Source organism: uncultured Allobosea sp. (assembly GCF_945956895.1).
Taxonomy (GTDB): domain Bacteria; phylum Pseudomonadota; class Alphaproteobacteria; order Rhizobiales; family Beijerinckiaceae; genus Allobosea.
Map to the genome: position 1 here is coordinate 1 of NZ_CAMFJF010000057.1, position 19,135 is coordinate 19,135.

Below are 19,135 nucleotides of genomic sequence, written 5' to 3' on the forward strand. Positions count from 1 at the left end.
GAAGCCTTGAATCAATCCGCGTGTCTCAGGTCAAGCTTTGTCCACGAGGCCTAGCCCAGAGTTGGGATTCTGAGCTGATCCGCGCCCCTGCCGGTATTGCTAGCGTTCACTCGATTTCGCGGGTGCAAAACGCGCCCCGCGAACCTGTGGAACCACGGTCGTCGGGGGATGGAGTTCGATGCAGAGGCAGGGCTTGCGGCGCCTGGACGCGCGGCTGGCGGCTGGCAGCGGCAATCGCGGGAGAACGGGCGCGATGCGTCGTCCGGGCGGCCTTCTTGCCATGCTGGCCATCGCGCTTGCCGTCGCCTCCTGCAATGGCGAGGAGAAGGAGCCGCCACTGCCCGTGCGTCTGGTACGGACGATGACGGTCGAGCCGGCCCGCCAGGCGCCCGATATCACCTTCACCGGCCATGTCGAGGCGCAAGACCAGGCTTCGCTGGCATTCCGGATCGGTGGCCGCCTGGCCGAGCGTCTCGTCGGTGTCGGCGCCAATGTGCGCGAGGGCGAGGTCGTCGCCCGGCTCGATCCGGAGAACGAGCTCAACGACCTGCGTTCGGCCCAGGCCGGGCTCGCCGCTGCCCAGGGTGACCTGCGCAAGGCGGAAAACCAGTTCCAGCGACAGAGTCATCTGCTCGAGCGGCATATCACGACGCAGGCCGACTTCGATATGGCGAGGCAGGCGCGCACCGCCGCGCGCGCGCAGGTCGAGGTCGCGCAGGCGCGTGTCCGGTCGGCCGAGGACCTCGTCGGTTTCACGACGCTCAAGGCCGATGCTCCGGGCATCGTGACCCGCGTGGGCGCCGAGCCGGCCGAAGTCGTCGCCGCCGGCCGGATGATCGTGCAGCTCGCGCGCCGCGACGGCCGTGATGCGGTGTTCGAGATTCCGGCAGATCTGGTCCGCCGCCTGGTACCGGGGCTGCCGGTGCGGGTTACGCTGAACGGGGAAACAGGCGCTGAAGCGGCCGGACGGGTGCGAGAGATCGCGCCGCAGGCCGACCCGGTCACGCGGACCTTCAGGATCCGGGTCGGCCTCGCCGACCCGGCGCCGGCCTTCCGGCTGGGCGCCGCGGTTTCGGGGGCGGTGCGCGCCGAGGGGGCGGGCGGAATCGCCATCCCCGCGACGGCGCTGACGCAGCGCGACCAGAAGCTGGGCGCCTGGGTGGTCGACCCGAAAACCCTGACCGTTGCGCTGCGCAGGCTGGAGGTGGCGAATGCCGATCCGGCCACCGCCAGTATTTCCAAGGGATTGGACGTCGGCGACATCGTCGTCACCGCCGGTGCCGGGCTTCTGCGCGAAGGCCAGCAGGTGCGCCTGATCGGAGCCGAGACGCGATGAGCTTCAACCTGTCGGAATGGGCGCTGAAGAGCCGCTCGGTCGTTATCTATCTCATGGTGGTGGCGGTCGTCGCTGGCGTTTTCGCCTTCATCAGGCTGGGGCGTAACGAGGACCCGGCCTTCGTCATCAAGACCATGGTGGTCTCCGCCATCTGGCCCGGCGCCAGCATGGATGAGACGTTGAGCCAGGTGACCGAGCGGCTGGAGCGGCAGATCGAGGAGACGCCGGGCCTCGACAGCGTGCGCAGCTTCACCAGGCCGGGCGTCACGACGATCTTCGTCAACCTCAAGGGCGACGTGCCCGGCCGACAGGTGCAGGACACCTGGTACAGGGTGCGCAACCTGATCGCGGACATGCGGCACACGTTGCCGGCCGGCACGCTGGGGCCCTTCTTCAACGACCGCTTCGGCGACACCTTCGGCATCATCTACGGCTTCACCTCGGACGGCTTCACCAGTCGCGAACTGCGCGACCATGTCGAGGCCATCCGGTCGCGATTGCTGCTCGTGCCCGACGTCTCGAAGATCGAGATCATCGGCGCGCAGGACGAGCGCATCTTCATCGAATTCTCGGTGCGGGAACTCGCTAATCTGGGGCTCGACCGCAGCGGGCTGCTCGCCGCCCTCCAGGCGCAGAACGTGGTCCGGCCGGCGGGCGAGATCCAGACGCAGGACGAGAAATTCTCGGTGCGTGTCTCCGGCGCCTTTCAGTCGGAAACCGACCTCCTGAACATCAATTTCCCGGTCGGCGACCGGATGGTGCGGCTCGCCGATATCGCGACTGTCAGGCGCGGTCAGGCCGATCCGCCGACGCCGATGTTCCGCGTCAACGGCCAAGACTCGATCGGGCTCGGCATCGCCATGCGCGAAGGCGGCGACATCCTGGCGCTCGGCCGCAACATCAAGAAGGCGATGGCCGAGGTCACCGCAGGTCTTCCCATCGGCATCGAGCCCCATCTCGTGGCCGATCAGGCCGTGACGGTCTCGCATGCGATCGACGATTTCATGATGTCGCTCTGGCAGGCCGTCGGCATCATCCTTGTCGTCAGCTTCATCAGCCTGGGCGTGCGGCCGGGTCTCGTCGTCGCGCTCGCGATCCCGCTGACGCTCGCCATCGTCTTCGCCTGCATGCTGGTCGCGGGCATCGACATGCAGCGCATCTCGCTCGGCGCTCTGATCATCGCGCTGGCCCTCCTCGTCGACGATGCGATGACCACGACCGACGCCATGGTCACGCGGCTCGCCGCCGGCGAGGAGAAGCTGAAGGCGGCGACCTTCGCCTTCGAGAAATACGCGACCGCGATGCTGGCCGGCACGCTGGTGACGATCGCCGGCTTCGTGCCGATCGGTTTCGCCGCGAGCTCGGCGGGCGAATACACCTTCTCGCTCTTCGCGGTGGTGACGATCGCGCTGGTCGTCTCCTGGTTCGTCGCCGTCCTGTTCGCGCCGGTGCTCGGCGTCGCCATGCTGAAGGCGCCCGATGCCGCGGCGCAGAGCAAGGAGCCGGGCCGGGTCGAGCGGGGCTTCCGTTCGTTCCTGTCGCGGGCGATCAAGCTGCGCTGGATGACGATCGCAGTGACGCTCGGCCTGTTCGCGGCCTCGATCCTGGCCCTGCCGCTGGTACCGCGGCAGTTCTTCCCGGCCTCGGACCGGCCGGAACTGCTCGTCGACCTCACCTTGCCGCAGAACGCCTCGATCTATGCGAGCGAGGATCTCGTCAACCGCTTCGAAGCCTCGCTGAAGGGCGACGCGGATGTTGAGCGCTGGAGCACCTATATCGGCCGCGGCGCGATCCGCTTCTACCTGCCGCTCGACGCCCGGCTGCCGAATGATTTCTTCAGCCAGGCCGTGATCGTTGCCAAGGACGTGGCGGCGCGGGAGCGGCTGCAGAAGAAGCTCGAAGCCCTGCTCGCCAAGGACTTCCCGAACGTGGTCGCGCGCGTCTCGCCGCTCGAGCTCGGCCCGCCGGTCGGCTGGCCGGTGCAGTATCGCGTGAGCGGTCCCGACACGGCAGAGGTGCGCTCCATTGCCTTCCGGCTGGCGCAGATCGTGGCGGCCAACCCCAATGCCCGCCAGATCAATTTCGACTGGATCGAGCCGTCGCGGGAATTGCGCTTGCGTGTCGACCAGGACGAGGCGCGGCGGCTCGGCCTGAGCTCCGCTGCCGTCGCCGCGATCGTGAACACGGTCGTCTCCGGCACCGTCGTGACGCAGGTGCGCGACTCCATCTATCTGGTCGATGTCGTCGTCCGGGCGCAGGATGCCGAGCGTGTCTCGCTCGACACGCTGCGCAGCATGCAGGTGGCGCTGCCGAGCGGCCGCTCGGTGCCGGTCTCGCAATTCGTGAGCTTCAGCTACGGGCTCGACACGCCGCTGATCTGGCGCCGCGACCGCGTGCCGAACCTGACGGTCGCAGCCGATGTGACGCCGGGCGTCCTGCCGGATGCGGTCGTCAACGCGCTGCAGCCCTCGATCGACGCGCTGCGCAAGACCTTGCCGGCCGGCTACGACATCGCCGTCGGCGGCTCGGTCGAGGAAAGCGCCAAGTCGCAGGCCTCGGTCATCGCCGTGCTGCCGGTGATGCTGCTGATCATGTTCACGGTGCTGATGGCGCAGCTTCGGAGCTTCAGGCTGTTCGCGATCGTGCTCAGCATCGCGCCGCTGGGCCTGATCGGCGTCGTGGGAGCGCTGCTGCTCTCGGGCAAGCCGCTGGGCTTCGTCGCGCTGCTCGGCATCCTCGCGCTGATCGGCATCATCACCAAGAACGCGGTGATCCTGGTCGGACAGATCGAGGACGAGCGGGCGACCGGCAAGGGCGTCGTCGAGGCCGCCGTCGATGCCGCCGGCACGCGCTTCCGGCCGATCGTCCTGACCGCGATCTCGACCGTGCTCGGCATGATCCCGATCGCGCCGACCGTGTTCTGGGGGCCGATGGCCTTCGCGATCATGGGCGGCCTCCTGGTTGCGACGGTGCTGACTCTGGTGCTGCTGCCGGTCCTCTATGTCACTGTCTTCGGTGCTGCGAGCGCGCGCACCGATGCGAAGCGGCCGGCCAGCGCGGGAGGCTCCCTGTGATGAGCGCGAACGCGATGAAACGGCTTCCGATGACGATGCTCGGCCGGGCGGTTGCCGTCCCGCTGCTGGCGGCGGCGCTCGTCTCCTGTCGTAGCGAACAGGCCCCGCCGGCGGAGGCGCGGCCGGTCGGCGTCGTCACCGTTGCGGCCGGCCAGTTCTCCGACGATGTCCAGCTCAGCGGCGAGATCCAGGCCAAGAAGGATGTCGGGCTTGCCTTCCGCATTGGTGGACGCGTCCTCGAGCGCCCGGTCAATGTCGGCGACCGGGTCAAGGCAGGGCAGGTCATCGCCCGCCTGGAGCCGGCGCTGGAGCAGAATGCGCTGACGGCGGCGAGGGCCGCGCTGGAGGCGGCGCGCGGCGAGGTCAGCACGGCGCGCAGCACCTATGAGCGGCAGGAGCGCCTGATGGCGCAGGGTTTCACCACAAGGCCGCGCTACGATCAGGCGAGGCGCGCGCAGGAAACCGCGCAGGCCGCGCTGGAGAACGCGGAAGCGCAGGTCGAGCTCGCCCGGGACCGACTCGGCTTCACCGAATTGCGCGCGGATGTCGCCGGCATCGTGACCGTCCGGCAGGTCGAGCCCGGCGAGGTGGTTCAGCCCGGCCAGGTCCTCGTCCAGATCGCCCGCGACGACAGCCGCGACGCCGTCTTCAACGTGCCGGCCGCCTTGCTCGACCCACGCTTCGCCGATGCGAAGATCCGCGTCGCGCTGGCCGATGCGCCCACTGTCGTGGCCTATGGCTCGGTCCGCGAGGTCGCGCCGCAAGCCGATCCGGTGACGCGGACCTTCGCCGTCCGGGTCGGGTTGCAGGACCCGCCGGAGGCGATGAGGCTCGGCTCCACCGTCGTCGGCACTATCGAAATCTCGACCGCGGCGATCATCGCTATCCCTGCAAGCGCGCTGACCCAGCAGGGCCATTCGCCCGCGGTCTGGGTCGTCGATCCCGCCAAGACCACGGTTTCGCTGCGCGATATCGACGTGCTGCGCTTCGACGCCGGCAAGGTGATCCTCTCCCAGGGACTGGCGCCCGGCGAGATGATCGTCTCGGCCGGCACGCAGGCCCTGCATCCGGGCCAGCGCGTCCGGCCATTGCCGGAAACACAATCCGCCGCGGCGCCGCCGCAACGGCCCTGAACGGGGCTGACGCGAGCCTTCCCCGAACAGGAGCTCGCCCGGCCGCCGGCTTTTCTCACTGTTCAAGCACGGAGTCATCGACATGAGCGATCTCGTCTTCATCGCCTTCCCGACCGAACAGAAGGCGGAGGAGGTCCGCCAGAAGGTCCTGTCGCTGCAGCGCGAATATCTGATCGAGCTGGGCGACGCCGTTGTCGTCGTCAAGGATGACAAAGGCCATGTGAAGCTCAACCAGATGATCAACCTGACCGCGACGGGCGCTGCTTCCGGCGCGCTGTGGGGCACCCTGATCGGCTTCATCTTCCTGAATCCACTGATCGGCACGGCGCTCGGCGCCGCTTCCGGCGCGCTCGGCGGCAAGCTCAGCGATGTCGGCATCAACGACCAGTTCATGAAGGACGCCGCTTCGGCCCTGCAACCGAACACCGCGGGCCTGTTCCTGCTCATCCGCAAGATGACGACCGACAAGGTTCTCGCGGATCTCAAGGGCGTGGGCGGCACGCTGATGCAGACCTCCTTCGACGAGACCAAGGAAGCGCAGCTGCGTGCGGCGCTCTCGGCCGCGGCGGAGACCGAAACCCCGAAGGTGTAAGCTGCGACCGAAGCCTGTCGCTAGCGCAGTCCCGCAATTCTCCGAACTGCGGGACTGCTCCAGCAACTTGTTGGACGCATTTTCTTCACGCGAACCGGGGTCCACTTCGCTCGAAAATGCTCTGGCGAGGCGGCGGGTTTCGTCGATCAGAGAGGTATTACGGTGAGCAAGAGGCCTGCCGCTTCGCCCCGTGCCGACAGTTCGCGGGCGCCGCTCAATATCGATCTCGCCTTGCAAGGCGGTGGCGCACACGGCGCCTTCACCTGGGGCGTGCTGAGCCGGATTCTCGAAGAGGACTGGCTGACGATCGAGGCGATCTCAGGCACCTCGGCTGGCGCGATGAATGCCGCCGTGCTGGCCTCCGGCTATGCCGTCGGCGGGCGCGAAGGCGCCCGGGATGCGCTGGACCGCTACTGGCAGAAGGTTTCGGAGGCGGCGCGCTTCAGCCCGTTCCAGCGCTCGCCGCTCGATGTGTTGCTCGGCCGGTGGACACTCGACACGTCCCCTCTCTTCGTGGCGATGGACATGATGTCCCGCGTCGTCTCGCCCTATACCCTCAACCCGGCGGGCACGAATCCGCTGACGGACATCCTCGCCGAAGTGATCGACTACGACGCCATTGCGAGGGGATCGATCAAGCTCTTCATTTCCGCGACGAATGTCAGAACAGGGCGCAACCGCATCTTCCGGAACGGTGAGATCACGCCGCAGGTGTTGCTCGCCTCGGCCTGCCTGCCGACGCTGTTCCAGGCGGTCGAGATCGACGGCGAAAGTTATTGGGATGGCGGTTACTCCGGCAACCCGACGATGACGCCGCTGATCGAGGAGAGTACGGCCAGCGACACCATCCTTGTCCAGATCAACCCCGTCGAGCGGCCGGGCACGCCGCGGATGGCGCGGGACATCCTGAACCGCCTCAACGAGGTGTCCTTCAACGCGGTTTTACTGAAGGAGCTGCGGATGATGGCGCTCCTGCAGCGCGAGGCGCTTTCCGGCACCGGCGAGGGCGCCCGCTGGGCGCGCATGCGCCTCCATCGCATCACCAGCGACGCCATGATCGAGCTCGGCTATTCCTCGAAGCTCAATGCCGAATGGGAATTCTTCACAATGCTCCATGACGAGGGCAGGCGTTCCGCCGAAGCCTTCTACCGGGCGCATCGCGACGAGATCGGGAAACATTCGACGCTCGATCTCGACGAATTCACCAAGGGGGTCTGACGCTTGCCTGTGCTGAAGAAATCCGCCGCTTCGACGCGGCCTCATGTTCGGAGCTGGACTGGCCCATGACGAGCGGCAAGACTTCCCACGCCGCGCAGGTCATCATCGCCGTGATCCTGTTCGTGGTCGCGCTTTCGATCGCGAGCTCGGTCTTCGCGCCGGTCGCCTTCGCGCTGTTCATCATCGCGCTGGTCTGGCCCTTGCAGAAGGCTTTGCAGGGCGCGCTACCGCGGCTGCTGGCGCTAGCGCTGAGCCTGACGGTCATGGTCGTCGCCTTCGTCGCCTTCGGCTCGCTGATCGTCTGGGCCTTCGGCCGGGTCGGCCGCTGGATCGTCAGCGATGCGGCGCGCTTCCAGGCCTTCTACGAGCAGGTCACGCTCTGGCTCGAAGGGCACGGCATCGCCGTTGCGGCGCTGTGGTCGGAGAATTTCAGCTCCACCTGGGTTCTGCGCGCCGTCCAGACCGTGAGCGGCCGGCTGAACAGCACGATGAGCTTCTGGCTGGTGGTGCTGGTCTATGTGCTGCTCGGCCTGCTCGAGGTCGAGGATTTCGGCCGCAGGCTCAAGGTGATGCGCAATCGCGAGATGGCGGAATTGATCCTGCGCGGCAGCATCGCGACGGCCGCCAAGATCCGCCGCTACATGCTGGTCCGCACGGCGATGAGCGTCATCACCGGCCTGCTGGTCTGGGTCTTCGCCAGGACGGTCGGCCTGCCGCTGGCGGAGGAATGGGGCTTCATTGCCTTTCTGCTGAACTACGTTCCCTTCATGGGTCCGCTCGTCGCGACCGTCTTCCCGACCCTGTTCGCGATGACGCAGTTCGGTTCCTGGCAGGCGGTCATCGCGGTCTTTGCCTGCCTGAACCTGATCCAGTTCATCGTCGGCAGCTATATCGAGCCCCGGGTCGCCGGCAGCGCGCTCTCGATCTCGCCGCCGATCGTTCTGTTCTCGGTCTTCTTCTGGAGCTATCTCTGGGGCGTGTTCGGCGCCTTCATCGGCGTCCCCATCACGATCGCCCTCATCACCTTCTGCGCCCTGCACCCGTCGAGCCGCTGGCTGGCGGAGATGATCGGCGCGGTGCCGAAGGAGGGAAGCGTTGCGAGTGGTTCCGGCGACGCTGCCTGACCGGGCATGCCCGGGGAGAATGGGACGTGGCGCACAGCGGTGAGACGCCCGGCTGATGCTGCCTGTTCTGGCGGTGGCTACCCTGCGCCAGAGAATGGGCAGGGCATCGACCGGAGGCGGGCGGAAGCGATGGGTGGGGCGGCCGCGGCCGATGACAGGCGGTTTCCGACGCTCCTCGTCCGGGGGCTGTGCCTGCTGGCGCTATGGGCGGTCCTGATGGGTCCTGCGTTGAAGGACTTGCCGGTCGGGATTGCCGCAAGCGCTGCCGGAGTCTGGGTCAGCACGGCGCTGTGGCCGGCGGGCGGACGGCTTTCGCTCGGGGGATTCATCCGTTTTTTGCTTCGCTTCCTGCCGCAATCCGTGGTCGCTGGCGTCGACGTGGCGCGGCGAGCCTTCGCGCGCGATCCCGACCTGCGGCCGGGTTTCGCGACCTGCCTTTCGACCGTTTCCGGTGGCCTGGCGCGGGATTCCGCTTGTGCCGTGATGAGCCTGCAGCCGGGCAAGCTGCCCGTTGACGTTTCGGTCGACGGGACGCTGTTGATCCATTGCCTCGATCTGCGCGAGCCCATCGCGGAGCAGGTGGCCGCCGACGAGCTCGCCTTCTGCCGTATCTTCGGGGCGGAGCGGCGCGATGGCTGACATTCTGGCCGCAGCGGCCTTCCTCATCCTGGCGATCACGCTACTTGCGCTGCTGCGCGTGCTCCGCTCCCGCGTCCTGGCCGAGCGGATGATGGCGCTGCAATTGCTCGGGACCGGCGGCACCGCAGTGCTCCTGCTGCTGGGAGCGGCTTCCGGCTCTCCCGCGGTGATCGATGTCGCGCTGCTGCTTACCCTGTTCGCGGCATTCGCCTGCGTGGCCTTCGCGCTCGGCATGGCCGAACCGGCCGCTGAAACCGATCCGGCGAAGGAGCAGCCATGAGCGGCCTCGCCGATATCGCCACCATCGTTCTGGTGAGCGCGGGCGCGCTGCTGTTCCTCGCAGGCGCGCTCGGCTTGTTGCGCTTTCCCGATACGTTGAGCCGGCTGCATGCGATCAGCAAGGCCGACAATCTCGGGCTCGGGCTGATCGTGCTCGGCCTGCTGCCGCAGATGGCGAGCCTTGCGGGCGGGCTGAAGCTGCTCTGCATCTGGCTGCTGGCGCAGCTTTCGGCGGCGACGGCGAGCCAGTTGCTCGCGCGTGCCGTCCATCGCGACAGAGCCGATCGATGATGTTGCTCTTCGATATCGCGCTCGTCGCCGGACTGCTGACGCTCGCGGTCCATGTCGTCAGGGAGCCGGACGAGCGCAGCGCGATCATCGCCTTCCTCGCCTTCGGACTGTTGCTCGGGCTGGCTTGGATCCGGCTCGCGGCGCCCGATGTCGCGCTGACCGAGATCGCCATCGGCGGTGGCGGGACGGGGATCCTGCTGCTGCGGGCCGAGGCTGCCGTCCGTGGGCGTGGCAAGCATGAGGAGTCGGTCACGCGCCCCGGCAAGCTCGCGATCGCCGTCGGTTGCGCCGCCATTTCCGCCGGGCTCGGCCTCGCCGTGCTGAGTTTCGCATCGCCTGCCCCCACGCTCGCGCCGGCTGCGGCGGAAGGGCTTTCCGCGACAGGGCTGGGCAATCCCGTCACTGCCGTGCTGCTGGCCTATCGCGCGCTCGACACGCTTCTGGAAAAGGTCGTGGTGCTGCTTGCGCTGATCGGCGTCTGGTCGCTGGCGCCTGACGCTGCCTGGGGTGGTGTCCCTGCGGTGAGGTCCGGCGAGATCCCGCAGCCGCTCGCCTATCTCGCGCGCATCCTGCCGCCTTTCGGCGTGGTGATCGGCGTCTACATGTTCTGGGTCGGGGCCGATGCGCCGGGCGGCACTTTCCAGGCCGGGACCGTGCTGGCGGCGATGTGGCTCCTGGTGATGCTGGCTGGCTTGCGCTCGCCGCCCGAGACGGCGGGCCTTCCGTTGCGGCTCGCTCTTGCGGGCGGGCCTATCCTGTTCCTGGCGATCGCCTTTCTCGGCTTCGCCTTCGCCGATGGTTTCCTCGCCTATCCGAAGGCGCTGGCGAAGCCGCTGATCCTGGCGATCGAGGCGGCCCTGACCCTGTCCGTCGCGGCGGCGCTCGCCATGCTGGTCGCAGGCCCTGCCCGTAGGGCGCCGACGCGATGACGGTAGCATTGCAACCCAGCGTCCTGTTCGGCCTGTGCGGTGCGGCGCTCGTCGGCATCGGCCTCTTCGCCGTCGTCAGCTCTCCGGGCCTGCTCAGGCGGATCGTCGGCTGCAATATCCTCGGCGCCGGCATCTTCCTCGTCTTCGGTGCCGTCGCCCGACGCGGTGCCGGTGCCGGCTTCGAGGCCGATCCGGTGCCGCAGGCGCTGGTGATCACCGGCATCGTCGTCGCCTTCTCGGCGAGCGCGCTGGCCGTCGCCCTGCTGAAGCGTCTCGCCGAGCCGCGGAGCGACGCGTGACCGCGGCCCTCCATGCCACCACGCCGGGCGGCTTCCTGCTGGTCCTGGCCGTGATCCTGCCGGTCTGCGCCGTGCTGGCAATTCTCGCTTGCGGCCCACGCAGCGCGGCGCGGATCGCGATGGCGACGCTTGCGGCCGGGCTCGCCGTTGCCGTGGCGATCACCGTCGAGCTGGTGTGGAGCGGGGCGGCTTTGACCTATGTGGTCGGCGCCTGGCGCCCGCCGCTGGGGATCGCGCTGCGGGCGGACGGCCTGTCGGGGGCGATGCTGGTCATGACGGCGCTGGTCGTGGTTGCGGTCGGGCTGTTCGCGCGTGTCCAGTACGGGCTGCGCGAGGGGGGCGGCAGCGAGCGGGAGCGGACGACCTTCTGGCAGATGCTGCTTGCGCTCTGGAGCGCGCTGAACATCGTCTTCGTCGGCGAGGACCTGTTCAATCTCTATGTCGCGCTGGAACTCCTGACCTTCGCCGCGGTGCCGCTGGTCTGTCTCGACGGCCGGGCGGAGACCGCGAATGCGGCGCTGCGCTACCTGCTGTTCGCGCTGATCGGCTCGCTGCTCTATCTGCTCGGCGTCGGGCTGATCTACGGCCAGTACGGCACGCTCGACCTGCTGGCGCTGGCGCGCCTGAGCCGGCCCGATCCGGCGCTGTCGGTGGCGCTGGCGCTGATGATCGTCGGGCTTCTGGCCAAGGCGGCGCTGTTCCCGCTGCATCTGTGGCTGCCGCCGGCCCATGCCGGGGCGCCGGCCCAGGCCAGCGCTGTGCTCTCGGCGCTGGTGATCAAGGCGCCGATCTTCCTGATCCTGCGGCTGGTGCTCGACGTCGCTCCGGGGCAGGTGGCATTTCTCGCCGGTCAGTTGCTCGCCGTGCTCGGCGCAGCCTCGATCCTGTTCTGCAGCGTCATGGCGCTCCGTCAGGCACGGTTGAAGCTGATGATCGCCTATTCGACGGTCGCGCAGATCGGCTATCTCTTCATCGTCTTCCCGCTCGCGGCCGGCGGAGCCGGCACTTCGCCCTGGGAGACGATCGCCTGGACCGGCGGCGCGCTTCAATTAATCTCGCACGCGCTTGCCAAATCCGCGATGTTCCTGGCGGCCGGCATCGTCATCAAGGTCTACGGTCATGACCGCATCGCCGATCTCGGCGGCTTCGGCCGGGCGCTGCCGATCAGCGCGACGGCCTTCGGGTTGGCCGGATTGTCGTTGATGGGCGTTCCGCCGAGCGGCGGCTTCGTCGCGAAATGCCTGCTCCTGACCGCGGCCGTCATCGAGGGTTATCCCTGGCTCGCGGTGACGATCCTGCTCGGCGGGCTTCTTGCCGGTGGTTATGTCTTCCGCATCATCGACAAGGCGCTCGCCGTCTCGGCCAGCCCGCTTCCGTCGCGTGCAGGCGTGCCGCGACGCCTCGAGTTGACGGCGCTTGCTCTGGCGATCGCCGCCGTGCTGCTCGGCTTCGTACCACTGCGTCCTTTCGGCTTCCTGCAGATCGGCCGCAGCGGCCTTGCGATGGCGGGGCTGTGATGAGCGCTCCCGCCTTCCTCCTCGCCGCCGTGCCGCTGTTTCCTCTGAGCCTCGCGCTGTGCTGCCTGTCGAACTGGTTCAGGGCGCGGGCCTTGGCACTGCTGGTCCTCGCTCCCCTGCCGGCGCTCGCAGCCGCGATCCTCGTGCCGAAGGGCGGCTTCGCTATCTTCCCGCCGCCCTTCCGCTTGACGCTGGTGCTCGACGAGCCCGGCGCGATCCTGCTCGCGGGCGCGGCGCTGCTGTGGAGCGCAGCCGGCGCCTATGCCGCCTCGCTCATGGCCCGCGACCCCGGCAGGCAACGTTTCACTGTGTGGTGGTTCCTGACGCTGACGGGCAGCCTCGGCCTCTTCGTCGTCGGCGACGTCGTGAATTTCTACCTGCTCTTCACGCTGGCGAGCCTCGCCGCCTACGGCCTGATCATCCATGAGCAGAGCCCGCCCGCCCATCGGGCCGGCGTGATCTATGTCGCGCTCGCGCTCGCGGCCGAGGCGCTGCTGCTGATCGCGCTGGTCATGCTGGCGGCAGGCCATCCCGACGCCAATCCGCTGATCCGCAGCGTCGTTATGGATCTTGCGGCATCCCCGATGCGCGACGGTATCGTCGTCCTGTTCATCCTCGGCTTCGCGCTCAAGATGGGGCTGGTACCGCTGCATGTCTGGCTGCCGCTGGCGCACCCGGCCGCGCCGACGCCGGCTTCGGCGGTGCTGAGCGGCGTCGTGGTCAAGGCCGGCGTGATCGGGCTGATCCGCTTCCTGCCCTTCGAGGCCGGGGCGCCGTTCTGGGGCAGCGTCCTCATCGGGGTGGGTGTCATAACAGCCTATTATGGCGTGCTCGTCGGCGTGACCCAGAAGCGTGCCAAGACGATTCTGGCCTATTCGACGGTGAGCCAGATGGGGCTGTTGGCGGTGCTGCTCGGCGTGGGCCTCGCCAATGCCGATCCCGAAGCTGCACATCTGGCGGCCTATTATGCCGTCCACCACACGCTGGTGAAGGGCGCGCTCTTCCTTGGTGTCGGCATCCTCGCCGTGACCGGCGGGCGCCGCTTCCGGCTGGTGTTCCTGCTGATGGGCGTGCTCGCGCTGAGTCTCGGCGGCATGCCGCTGACCAGCGGTGCTCTCGCCAAGCTCGCGACCAAGCCGCTGCTTGGTTACGGCTGGCTGGCCGGCGCAATGACGCTGGCCGGCGCGGGCAGCACCCTGCTGATGCTCCATCTCCTGCTGATCCTGCGCCATTATGCGGCCGAGGACGCTGCCACCTCGCCGCTGCTCGGCCAGTTCATGCCCTGGCTGGTCGTGACGGCCGCATCGCTCGTCATTCCCTGGTCGCTCTATCCGGCGGTCGCCGGGGAACCTGCGGCTTCCTTGGTCACGCCCGACGCGCTCTGGAAGGTGGGCTGGCCGTTGCTGCTCGGTGCCGGGGCGATGCTGCTGGTCCAGCGTTGGCCTGGGCGTTTGGGCATGATTCCCGAAGGGGATATCGTCGTCCTGGCGCAGACGGGGCAACCCTTGATGCGGAGCCTCTCAAACCGGATCGGGGAGATCGACGTGCATCTCAGGCGCTGGCCGGCGGCTGGGCTCGGGCTGATCGCCCTTGCCATTCTGCTCGGCGGGGCTTTGATGCTCCGGGCCTGACGAAGCCGAAGGCCCGACATGACGCCGATCGCAAGCACCGCCCTCGTCATCGTCATCACGATCGTGCTGTTCTGCTGGAACAGGCTGCCGGTCGTCGTGGTCGCGATGGGGGCGGCGCTGGCTCTTTGGGCCACGGGCGTGGTGACGCTGGACCAGGCCTTTGCCGGCTTCGGCGATCGCGCGACACTTTTCGTCGCCAGCCTCTTCATCGTCAGCGCCGCCCTGGAAAAGACCGGCGTCACGGCCTGGGCAGGCCAGTACCTGATCGCCAGGGCCGGCAGCAACGGGCTGGCGCGCCTGCTGATCATCATGACGGCGGCGGCCGGCGCGCTTAGCGCACTGATTACCGGCAGCGGCGCGATCGCCGCGTTGATGCCGGTGGCGGTGATGGCCGCGGTGCGGCTGCGGCAATCACCTTCTCAGCTCCTGATGCCGCTCGCCTTCGCATCGCATGCCGGTTCCAACCTGTTGCTGACGGGCGCGCCCAAGAACATTCTCGTTTCCGAGGCGCTGGAGGATGCCGGGCTGAAGGGCTTCGCCTTCGCGGAGTTCGCCCTTGTCGGCCTGCCGTTGCTGGCGGGGACGATCGTGATCATCCTGCTGCTGGGAAAGAGGCTCCTGCCCTTGCAGAGCAGCGCGCGCCTGCCGGCCGATTTCAGCCGGCATGCCCAGACGCTGGTCGAGCATTACGGGCTGCGCGACGGCATCTTCAGGCTGCGTGTACGTTCCAGCTGCGACTACATCGGCATGGCCCCGTCTGCTCTCGATCTCGGGATGGACGGGCGGCTCGGCCTGATCGTGGTGCAAGCCGGGGAAACCGGGGCGCCGTTGCGCGCGCCGGTGATCGCCGAGGGCGATTACCTGCTGGTGCGCGGTGATGCCGAGGCCGTCGCCCGGTTCGCGGCGGAAAAGCACCTCGCCCTGCGTGGCGAGGCCGAGCAGACCGGACTGTTCAGTGAACGCTCGGGCCTCGCCGAGGTGGTGATCCCGCCGCGCTCCGCCATGATCGGGCGCGCCCTGTTTCCCGGCATGGTGACCGATAGCGGCGATCTCGTCGTCCTGGCGGTGCAGCGGGCCGGCGCCGATATCGAGCCGGGAGAGACCTTGCGGGCAGGCGATACCCTGCTGCTCGAAGGCAGTTGGAAGGCGCTCGACCTGCATCTCGACGATCCCGACGTGCTCGTGGTCAATTCGCCAGACCTCGTCCGACGCCAGGCGGTGCCGATGGGAGCCGGCGCGGGCGTCACGCTTGCCGTGCTGGGCAGCCTTGTCGCGATGCTCGCGACGGGGATCGTGCCGCCGGCTGTCGCGGGGCTCGTCAGCGCCGGTGCGCTCATCCTCGCCCGCATCATGACGCCAGAGCAGGCCTATCGCGCGATCAACTGGACGACGGTGATCCTGATCGCGGCGATGATGCCGCTCTCGACCGCGATGGTGCAGTCGGGCGCGGCCAAGGTCGTGGCCGCCCATCTCGTGACGCTGACGGGTGGGGCTGGGCCGCTCGTCTTCCTGGCCGGCCTCTTCGTCCTGACCGCCGCGCTCGGCCAGGTGATGAGCAACACCGCGACGACGATGCTGGTCATCCCGGTCGCGATGGCCGCGGCCGAGGGGCTGGGCGTCTCGCCGCGCCCGGTGCTGATGAGCCTGTGCGTCGCCGGCGCGGCCGCGTTCCTGACGCCGATCGCGACCGCGACCAACATGATGGTGATGGGCCCGGGCGGCTACAGCTTCAACAGCTACTGGAAGCTCGGGCTGCCGTTGATGCTCTGGTTCTTCGCCATTTCAGTCTTTTACGTTCCGATGGTCTGGAGCTTTTGAATGTCGCCTCGCGCCCGCCCGGCAAATGTCCGAACCCGCTGCTCCGGCCAGAGATGCCTCTGGGGGGCCGCGGGCTGCTCGATCGGTCGACATTGCAGCCCGTTTGGCGGGCATGACGGGCGGCAGGTGCGATGATGAGCCTCAGTGCGAGAGCCCTCCTTCTTCCACTGCGCTGGAGCCGCGGCCTGTCCGGTATCGGGGTCGCGCTCGGGACCTTCCTGTTCGCAGCCTCCCTCACGCCGACGCTGGTGCCGCGCACGGCCGTGATACAGGGCGTTCTGGGCGGGGTCTGCTTTGCTGCGGGCTACGGCTTGGGCACGGCCTGGCGCTGGCTCTGGGCCTATCTGGAGATGCCGGCACCCAACGAGCGCTTGCGCCGGATCGCCAACATCATCGTCGCCGGCATCTGCCTGCTGGTCGCCGGCATCTTCCTGGCGAACGCAGCGGAGTGGCAGAACTCCATCCGCCGCGTGATGGCGATGGAGCCGATCGAGAGCGCTCATCCGTTTCGGGTCAGCCTGATCGCATTGGTCACCTTTGCAGCGCTGCTGGCCTTCGGGCGCCTGTTCAGGCTGATGGCCCTCTTCCTGGCGCGACGGCCGCTGGGCTTCATGCCGCGGCGGGTGGCGCTCGTCGCGGGTCTCGCGGTCACGACGGTGCTGGTCTGGTCGCTCGCCAACGGCTTCCTGGTGCGCGTCGGCTTTCGCGTGCTGGATTCCTCCTTCCGCGAACGCGACGCCCTGATCGAACCTGCCAGTCCGCAGCCGACGGACCCACGTCAATCCGGGAGCCAGGCCTCGCTGGTGAAGTGGCGGGAACTCGGGCGTGCGGGCCGCGAGTTCGTGGCGTCGCGCCCGAGCGCTGCCGATATCACCGCCTTGTCAGGCCGGCCGGCGATGCAGCCGATCCGCACCTATGTCGGGCTGCGCGCGGCCGGGACGGCACAGGCGCGCGCGCGCCTGGCGCTGGAGGAGATGAAGCGCTCGGGCGCCTTCGAGCGGAAGATCCTCGTCGTGATCACGCCGACGGGCACCGGCTGGGTCGATCCCTCGGCGATCAGCCCGATCGAGCATCTCGGCGACGGCGACGTCGCCAGCGTCGCCCTGCAATATTCCTATCTGTCGAGCCCGCTCTCGCTGCTGGCGCAGCCCGAATACGGTTCGGAGGCGGCACGCGCGCTGTTCAGCGAGGTCTATGGCTACTGGACGCGCCTGCCCAAGGAGGGGCGGCCACGGCTTTATCTGCATGGCCTGAGCCTTGGATCGATGAATTCGGAACGATCGATCGAATTGCTGGAGCTGATCGGGGATCCGATCGACGGCGCGGTGTGGAGCGGCCCGCCTTTCGGCAACCGCTTCTGGCGTGACATCACCGACCGGCGCAATCCCGGCTCCCCGGTCTGGCTGCCAGAATATCGGGACGGCCGCGCCGTCCGCTTCATGAACCAGAACGGACCGACTGTTCCGTCCGCCGCCCCCTGGGGCGTCATGCGGATCGTCTATCTCCAATATGCCAGCGATGCGGTGACCTTCTTCGAAGCGCGCAGTTTCTTCCGGAAACCTGCCTGGCTCGAGCCGGTGCGCGGTCCCGATGTCTCGCCGCAATTCCGCTGGTATCCGGTGGTGACCGGCCTACAGCTCCTCGTCGACATGGCCTTCGCGACCAGGACGCCGATGGGCTACGGACATGTCTATGCGCCGCAGCACTATGTCGATGCCTGGGTTGCGGTCGCCGGGGGCGGGAGCTGGTCGCCGGAGGCGCAGGCTGCGCTCAAGCGCCATCTCTGGGAGAAGGCCCAGCGCGGCAGCGACGAGCGGGACGGGGATGAAGGCGTCTATGACAACCGCGGCGGCTGAGCTGGCGAACGAAGCCGGACTGTGACTTCAGGAGTGGCTCACCCGCTCCTGAAGATAGGTCGCGACATCCTGTGCGAGCTCGGACAGCGTCAGGCCATGATTGAAGCGCCCGGTGCGGATGAAGGCCACGACCTGGGCGACGACCAGCGGGTTGTTCATCATGAAGGTGTGCGTCACGGGCAGGACGATATGGTCGGCCATGCCGTCCAGCTTCGTGCTCTCCACCGAGACCTTGCCGTCGTTCGGCCCGGTGAAGAACGGGGCGAGGAGCGGGTTCAGCGACAGGCTGCCGGCGATGATCCCGAGCTCGTAATCGGCGTTCGGAAGCGAATTTGGCAAGCTGTCCGGCGCGGTGCCGAGTTGCAGGCCGGCCGGGCCGTTGATGAATTCGAAGCCCGGCAGGCGGCCGAGGCCGTCAACCAGTTCGGAGCCGTGATTGGGCGGCGCCAGCATCACGACGCGCCCGAGATTGGCGGGCCGATTCCGCCTGAGCCAGGCTCGCAGCAGGATGCCGCCCATCGAATGCGTGACGAAATGGATCGGCGCATCGCCGCAGCCGCCGACCGCGTTCCCGACATGGTCGAGCAGGTCTTCGACCGCGTATTCCGTCGAGTCGTATGTCTCGTTGACGACGTTGTAGCCGAGGGTCGCGAGGATCTTCTCGATCAGCAGAAGCGAGGCCTTGCTGCGCGCCAGGCCATGAAGAACGACGACGGTCTCGGCTTGGCTCATGATCGGGCTTCAGTAGCGGGCGTGCCCGGATTGTAAGCCCCCGGCATCTCCCGAATCCAGCGGCTGCGGGCAATCATCAGCGCGAATAGCGTCATCGCAAACAGGTAGAGGCCGGGCACGATGGCAAGCCACGGCGCCCGCGAAAAATAGGGCCGCGCCTCCGCGATCATCGCGCCCCATTCGGAAGCCGGCGGCTGGACCCCGACGCCGAGGAAGCCGAGCGCGGCGATGTTGAGGATATTGTGCCCGAACTGGAGGGCGACCAGCCCGGGGAAGACCGGCAGCAGATGCGGCAGCACATGGCATCGCAGGACATAGAGCCGCCCGCCGCCGGCCACGCGCGCGGCGGTCACGAACTCGCGCTCGCGCAGCGAAAAGGCCGTGGCACGGGCGATGCGCGCGTATTTGACCCAGCCGGTCAGCGACAGGGCGAGGATCAGCGATAGCGAGCCGCCGCCGAGATGGGCCGCGAAGATGAGCGCGATGACGATCTGGGGCAGGGAGGTCAGCACATCCATGACGAAGGTCAGTGCCCGGTCGGCCGGGCCGGCGAGTTCGGCTGCGAGCATGCCCACACTGACGCCTATCACGAGGGACAGGGCGACGATCGTCAGGGACAGGGCGACGATCGTCAGGGACAGGCCTAAATCGAGCAGGAAGCCGTGCG

The 19,135-nt window shown here is 68.0% G+C and carries 17 protein-coding genes; 15 read left to right on the forward strand and 2 right to left on the reverse strand.

The annotated features are described in order from the left end of the window. The first annotated feature begins 193 nt into the window (after window positions 1-193). The 15 genes from Q0Q02_RS19535 to Q0Q02_RS19605 all read left to right on the forward strand — a co-directional run bounded on the left by Q0Q02_RS19535 (window position 194) and on the right by Q0Q02_RS19605 (window position 17,736). Window positions 194-1,336, forward strand: coding sequence for an efflux RND transporter periplasmic adaptor subunit (locus Q0Q02_RS19535; RefSeq protein ID WP_293811907.1), 1,143 nt, complete (start codon window positions 194-196; stop codon window positions 1,334-1,336). Beyond that, window positions 1,333-4,410, forward strand: a complete 3,078-nt coding sequence (locus Q0Q02_RS19540) for an efflux RND transporter permease subunit (RefSeq protein WP_293811908.1) — start codon at window positions 1,333-1,335, stop codon at window positions 4,408-4,410. The genes Q0Q02_RS19535 and Q0Q02_RS19540 overlap by 4 nt, the downstream gene beginning before the upstream one ends. After that, entirely contained in the window at window positions 4,410-5,543 is a 1,134-nt protein-coding gene (locus tag Q0Q02_RS19545) for an efflux RND transporter periplasmic adaptor subunit (protein ID WP_293811909.1), read from the forward strand. The genes Q0Q02_RS19540 and Q0Q02_RS19545 overlap by 1 nt, the downstream gene beginning before the upstream one ends. Before the next feature lie 82 nt (window positions 5,544-5,625). Then, complete coding sequence (locus tag Q0Q02_RS19550; protein WP_293811911.1) at window positions 5,626-6,135, forward strand: DUF1269 domain-containing protein; 510 nt, start codon at window positions 5,626-5,628, stop codon at window positions 6,133-6,135. Between the two features lie 162 nt (window positions 6,136-6,297). Beyond that, the gene (locus Q0Q02_RS19555; protein ID WP_293811913.1) at window positions 6,298-7,353 is read left to right on the forward strand and encodes a patatin-like phospholipase family protein; all 1,056 of its coding nucleotides are present in this window, start codon (window positions 6,298-6,300) and stop codon (window positions 7,351-7,353) included. Between the two features lie 65 nt (window positions 7,354-7,418). Continuing rightward, complete coding sequence (locus Q0Q02_RS19560) at window positions 7,419-8,477, forward strand: AI-2E family transporter (protein ID WP_293811915.1); 1,059 nt, start codon at window positions 7,419-7,421, stop codon at window positions 8,475-8,477. A gap of 129 nt (window positions 8,478-8,606) precedes the next feature. Continuing rightward, on the forward strand, window positions 8,607-9,116 hold the full coding sequence (locus Q0Q02_RS19565) for a Na+/H+ antiporter subunit E (RefSeq protein WP_293811916.1): 510 nt from the start codon (window positions 8,607-8,609) through the stop codon (window positions 9,114-9,116). Next, window positions 9,109-9,396 carry an MrpF/PhaF family protein gene (locus tag Q0Q02_RS19570; RefSeq protein WP_293811918.1) on the forward strand — a complete coding sequence of 96 codons (288 nt, stop codon included), beginning with the start codon at window positions 9,109-9,111 and terminating at the stop codon, window positions 9,394-9,396. The genes Q0Q02_RS19565 and Q0Q02_RS19570 overlap by 8 nt, the downstream gene beginning before the upstream one ends. After that, a complete protein-coding gene (locus Q0Q02_RS19575; RefSeq protein ID WP_293811920.1) occupies window positions 9,393-9,686 on the forward strand; it encodes a monovalent cation/H(+) antiporter subunit G in 294 nt (97 codons plus the stop codon). The genes Q0Q02_RS19570 and Q0Q02_RS19575 overlap by 4 nt, the downstream gene beginning before the upstream one ends. Then, complete coding sequence (locus Q0Q02_RS19580) at window positions 9,683-10,615, forward strand: hydrogenase subunit MbhD domain-containing protein (RefSeq protein WP_293811922.1); 933 nt, start codon at window positions 9,683-9,685, stop codon at window positions 10,613-10,615. Before Q0Q02_RS19575 ends, Q0Q02_RS19580 begins: the two co-directional genes overlap by 4 nt. After that, on the forward strand, window positions 10,612-10,914 hold the full coding sequence (locus Q0Q02_RS19585; protein ID WP_293811924.1) for an NADH-quinone oxidoreductase subunit K: 303 nt from the start codon (window positions 10,612-10,614) through the stop codon (window positions 10,912-10,914). Before Q0Q02_RS19580 ends, Q0Q02_RS19585 begins: the two co-directional genes overlap by 4 nt. Continuing rightward, a complete protein-coding gene (locus Q0Q02_RS19590; protein ID WP_293811926.1) occupies window positions 10,911-12,431 on the forward strand; it encodes a proton-conducting transporter membrane subunit in 1,521 nt (506 codons plus the stop codon). Before Q0Q02_RS19585 ends, Q0Q02_RS19590 begins: the two co-directional genes overlap by 4 nt. Continuing rightward, complete coding sequence (locus Q0Q02_RS19595) at window positions 12,431-14,062, forward strand: complex I subunit 5 family protein (protein WP_293811928.1); 1,632 nt, start codon at window positions 12,431-12,433, stop codon at window positions 14,060-14,062. Before Q0Q02_RS19590 ends, Q0Q02_RS19595 begins: the two co-directional genes overlap by 1 nt. Window positions 14,063-14,080: 18 nt before the next feature. Then, the gene (locus tag Q0Q02_RS19600) at window positions 14,081-15,880 is read left to right on the forward strand and encodes an SLC13 family permease (RefSeq protein ID WP_293811930.1); all 1,800 of its coding nucleotides are present in this window, start codon (window positions 14,081-14,083) and stop codon (window positions 15,878-15,880) included. 134 nt (window positions 15,881-16,014) lie between these two features. Then, window positions 16,015-17,736, forward strand: coding sequence for an alpha/beta-hydrolase family protein (locus Q0Q02_RS19605; protein WP_293811936.1), 1,722 nt, complete (start codon window positions 16,015-16,017; stop codon window positions 17,734-17,736). Window positions 17,737-17,763: 27 nt separating this feature from the next. On the opposite strand, the gene Q0Q02_RS19610 is transcribed toward Q0Q02_RS19605, so the two are convergent. Together Q0Q02_RS19610 and Q0Q02_RS19615 are read right to left on the reverse strand one after the other, a co-directional pair. Next, the gene (locus Q0Q02_RS19610; RefSeq protein ID WP_293811932.1) at window positions 17,764-18,468 is read right to left on the reverse strand and encodes a triacylglycerol lipase; all 705 of its coding nucleotides are present in this window, start codon (window positions 18,466-18,468) and stop codon (window positions 17,764-17,766) included. Next, window positions 18,465-19,135: ABC transporter permease (locus Q0Q02_RS19615; RefSeq protein ID WP_293811934.1), on the reverse strand; the 671-nt coding region annotated here is incomplete at its 5' end. The genes Q0Q02_RS19610 and Q0Q02_RS19615, both read right to left, overlap by 4 nt.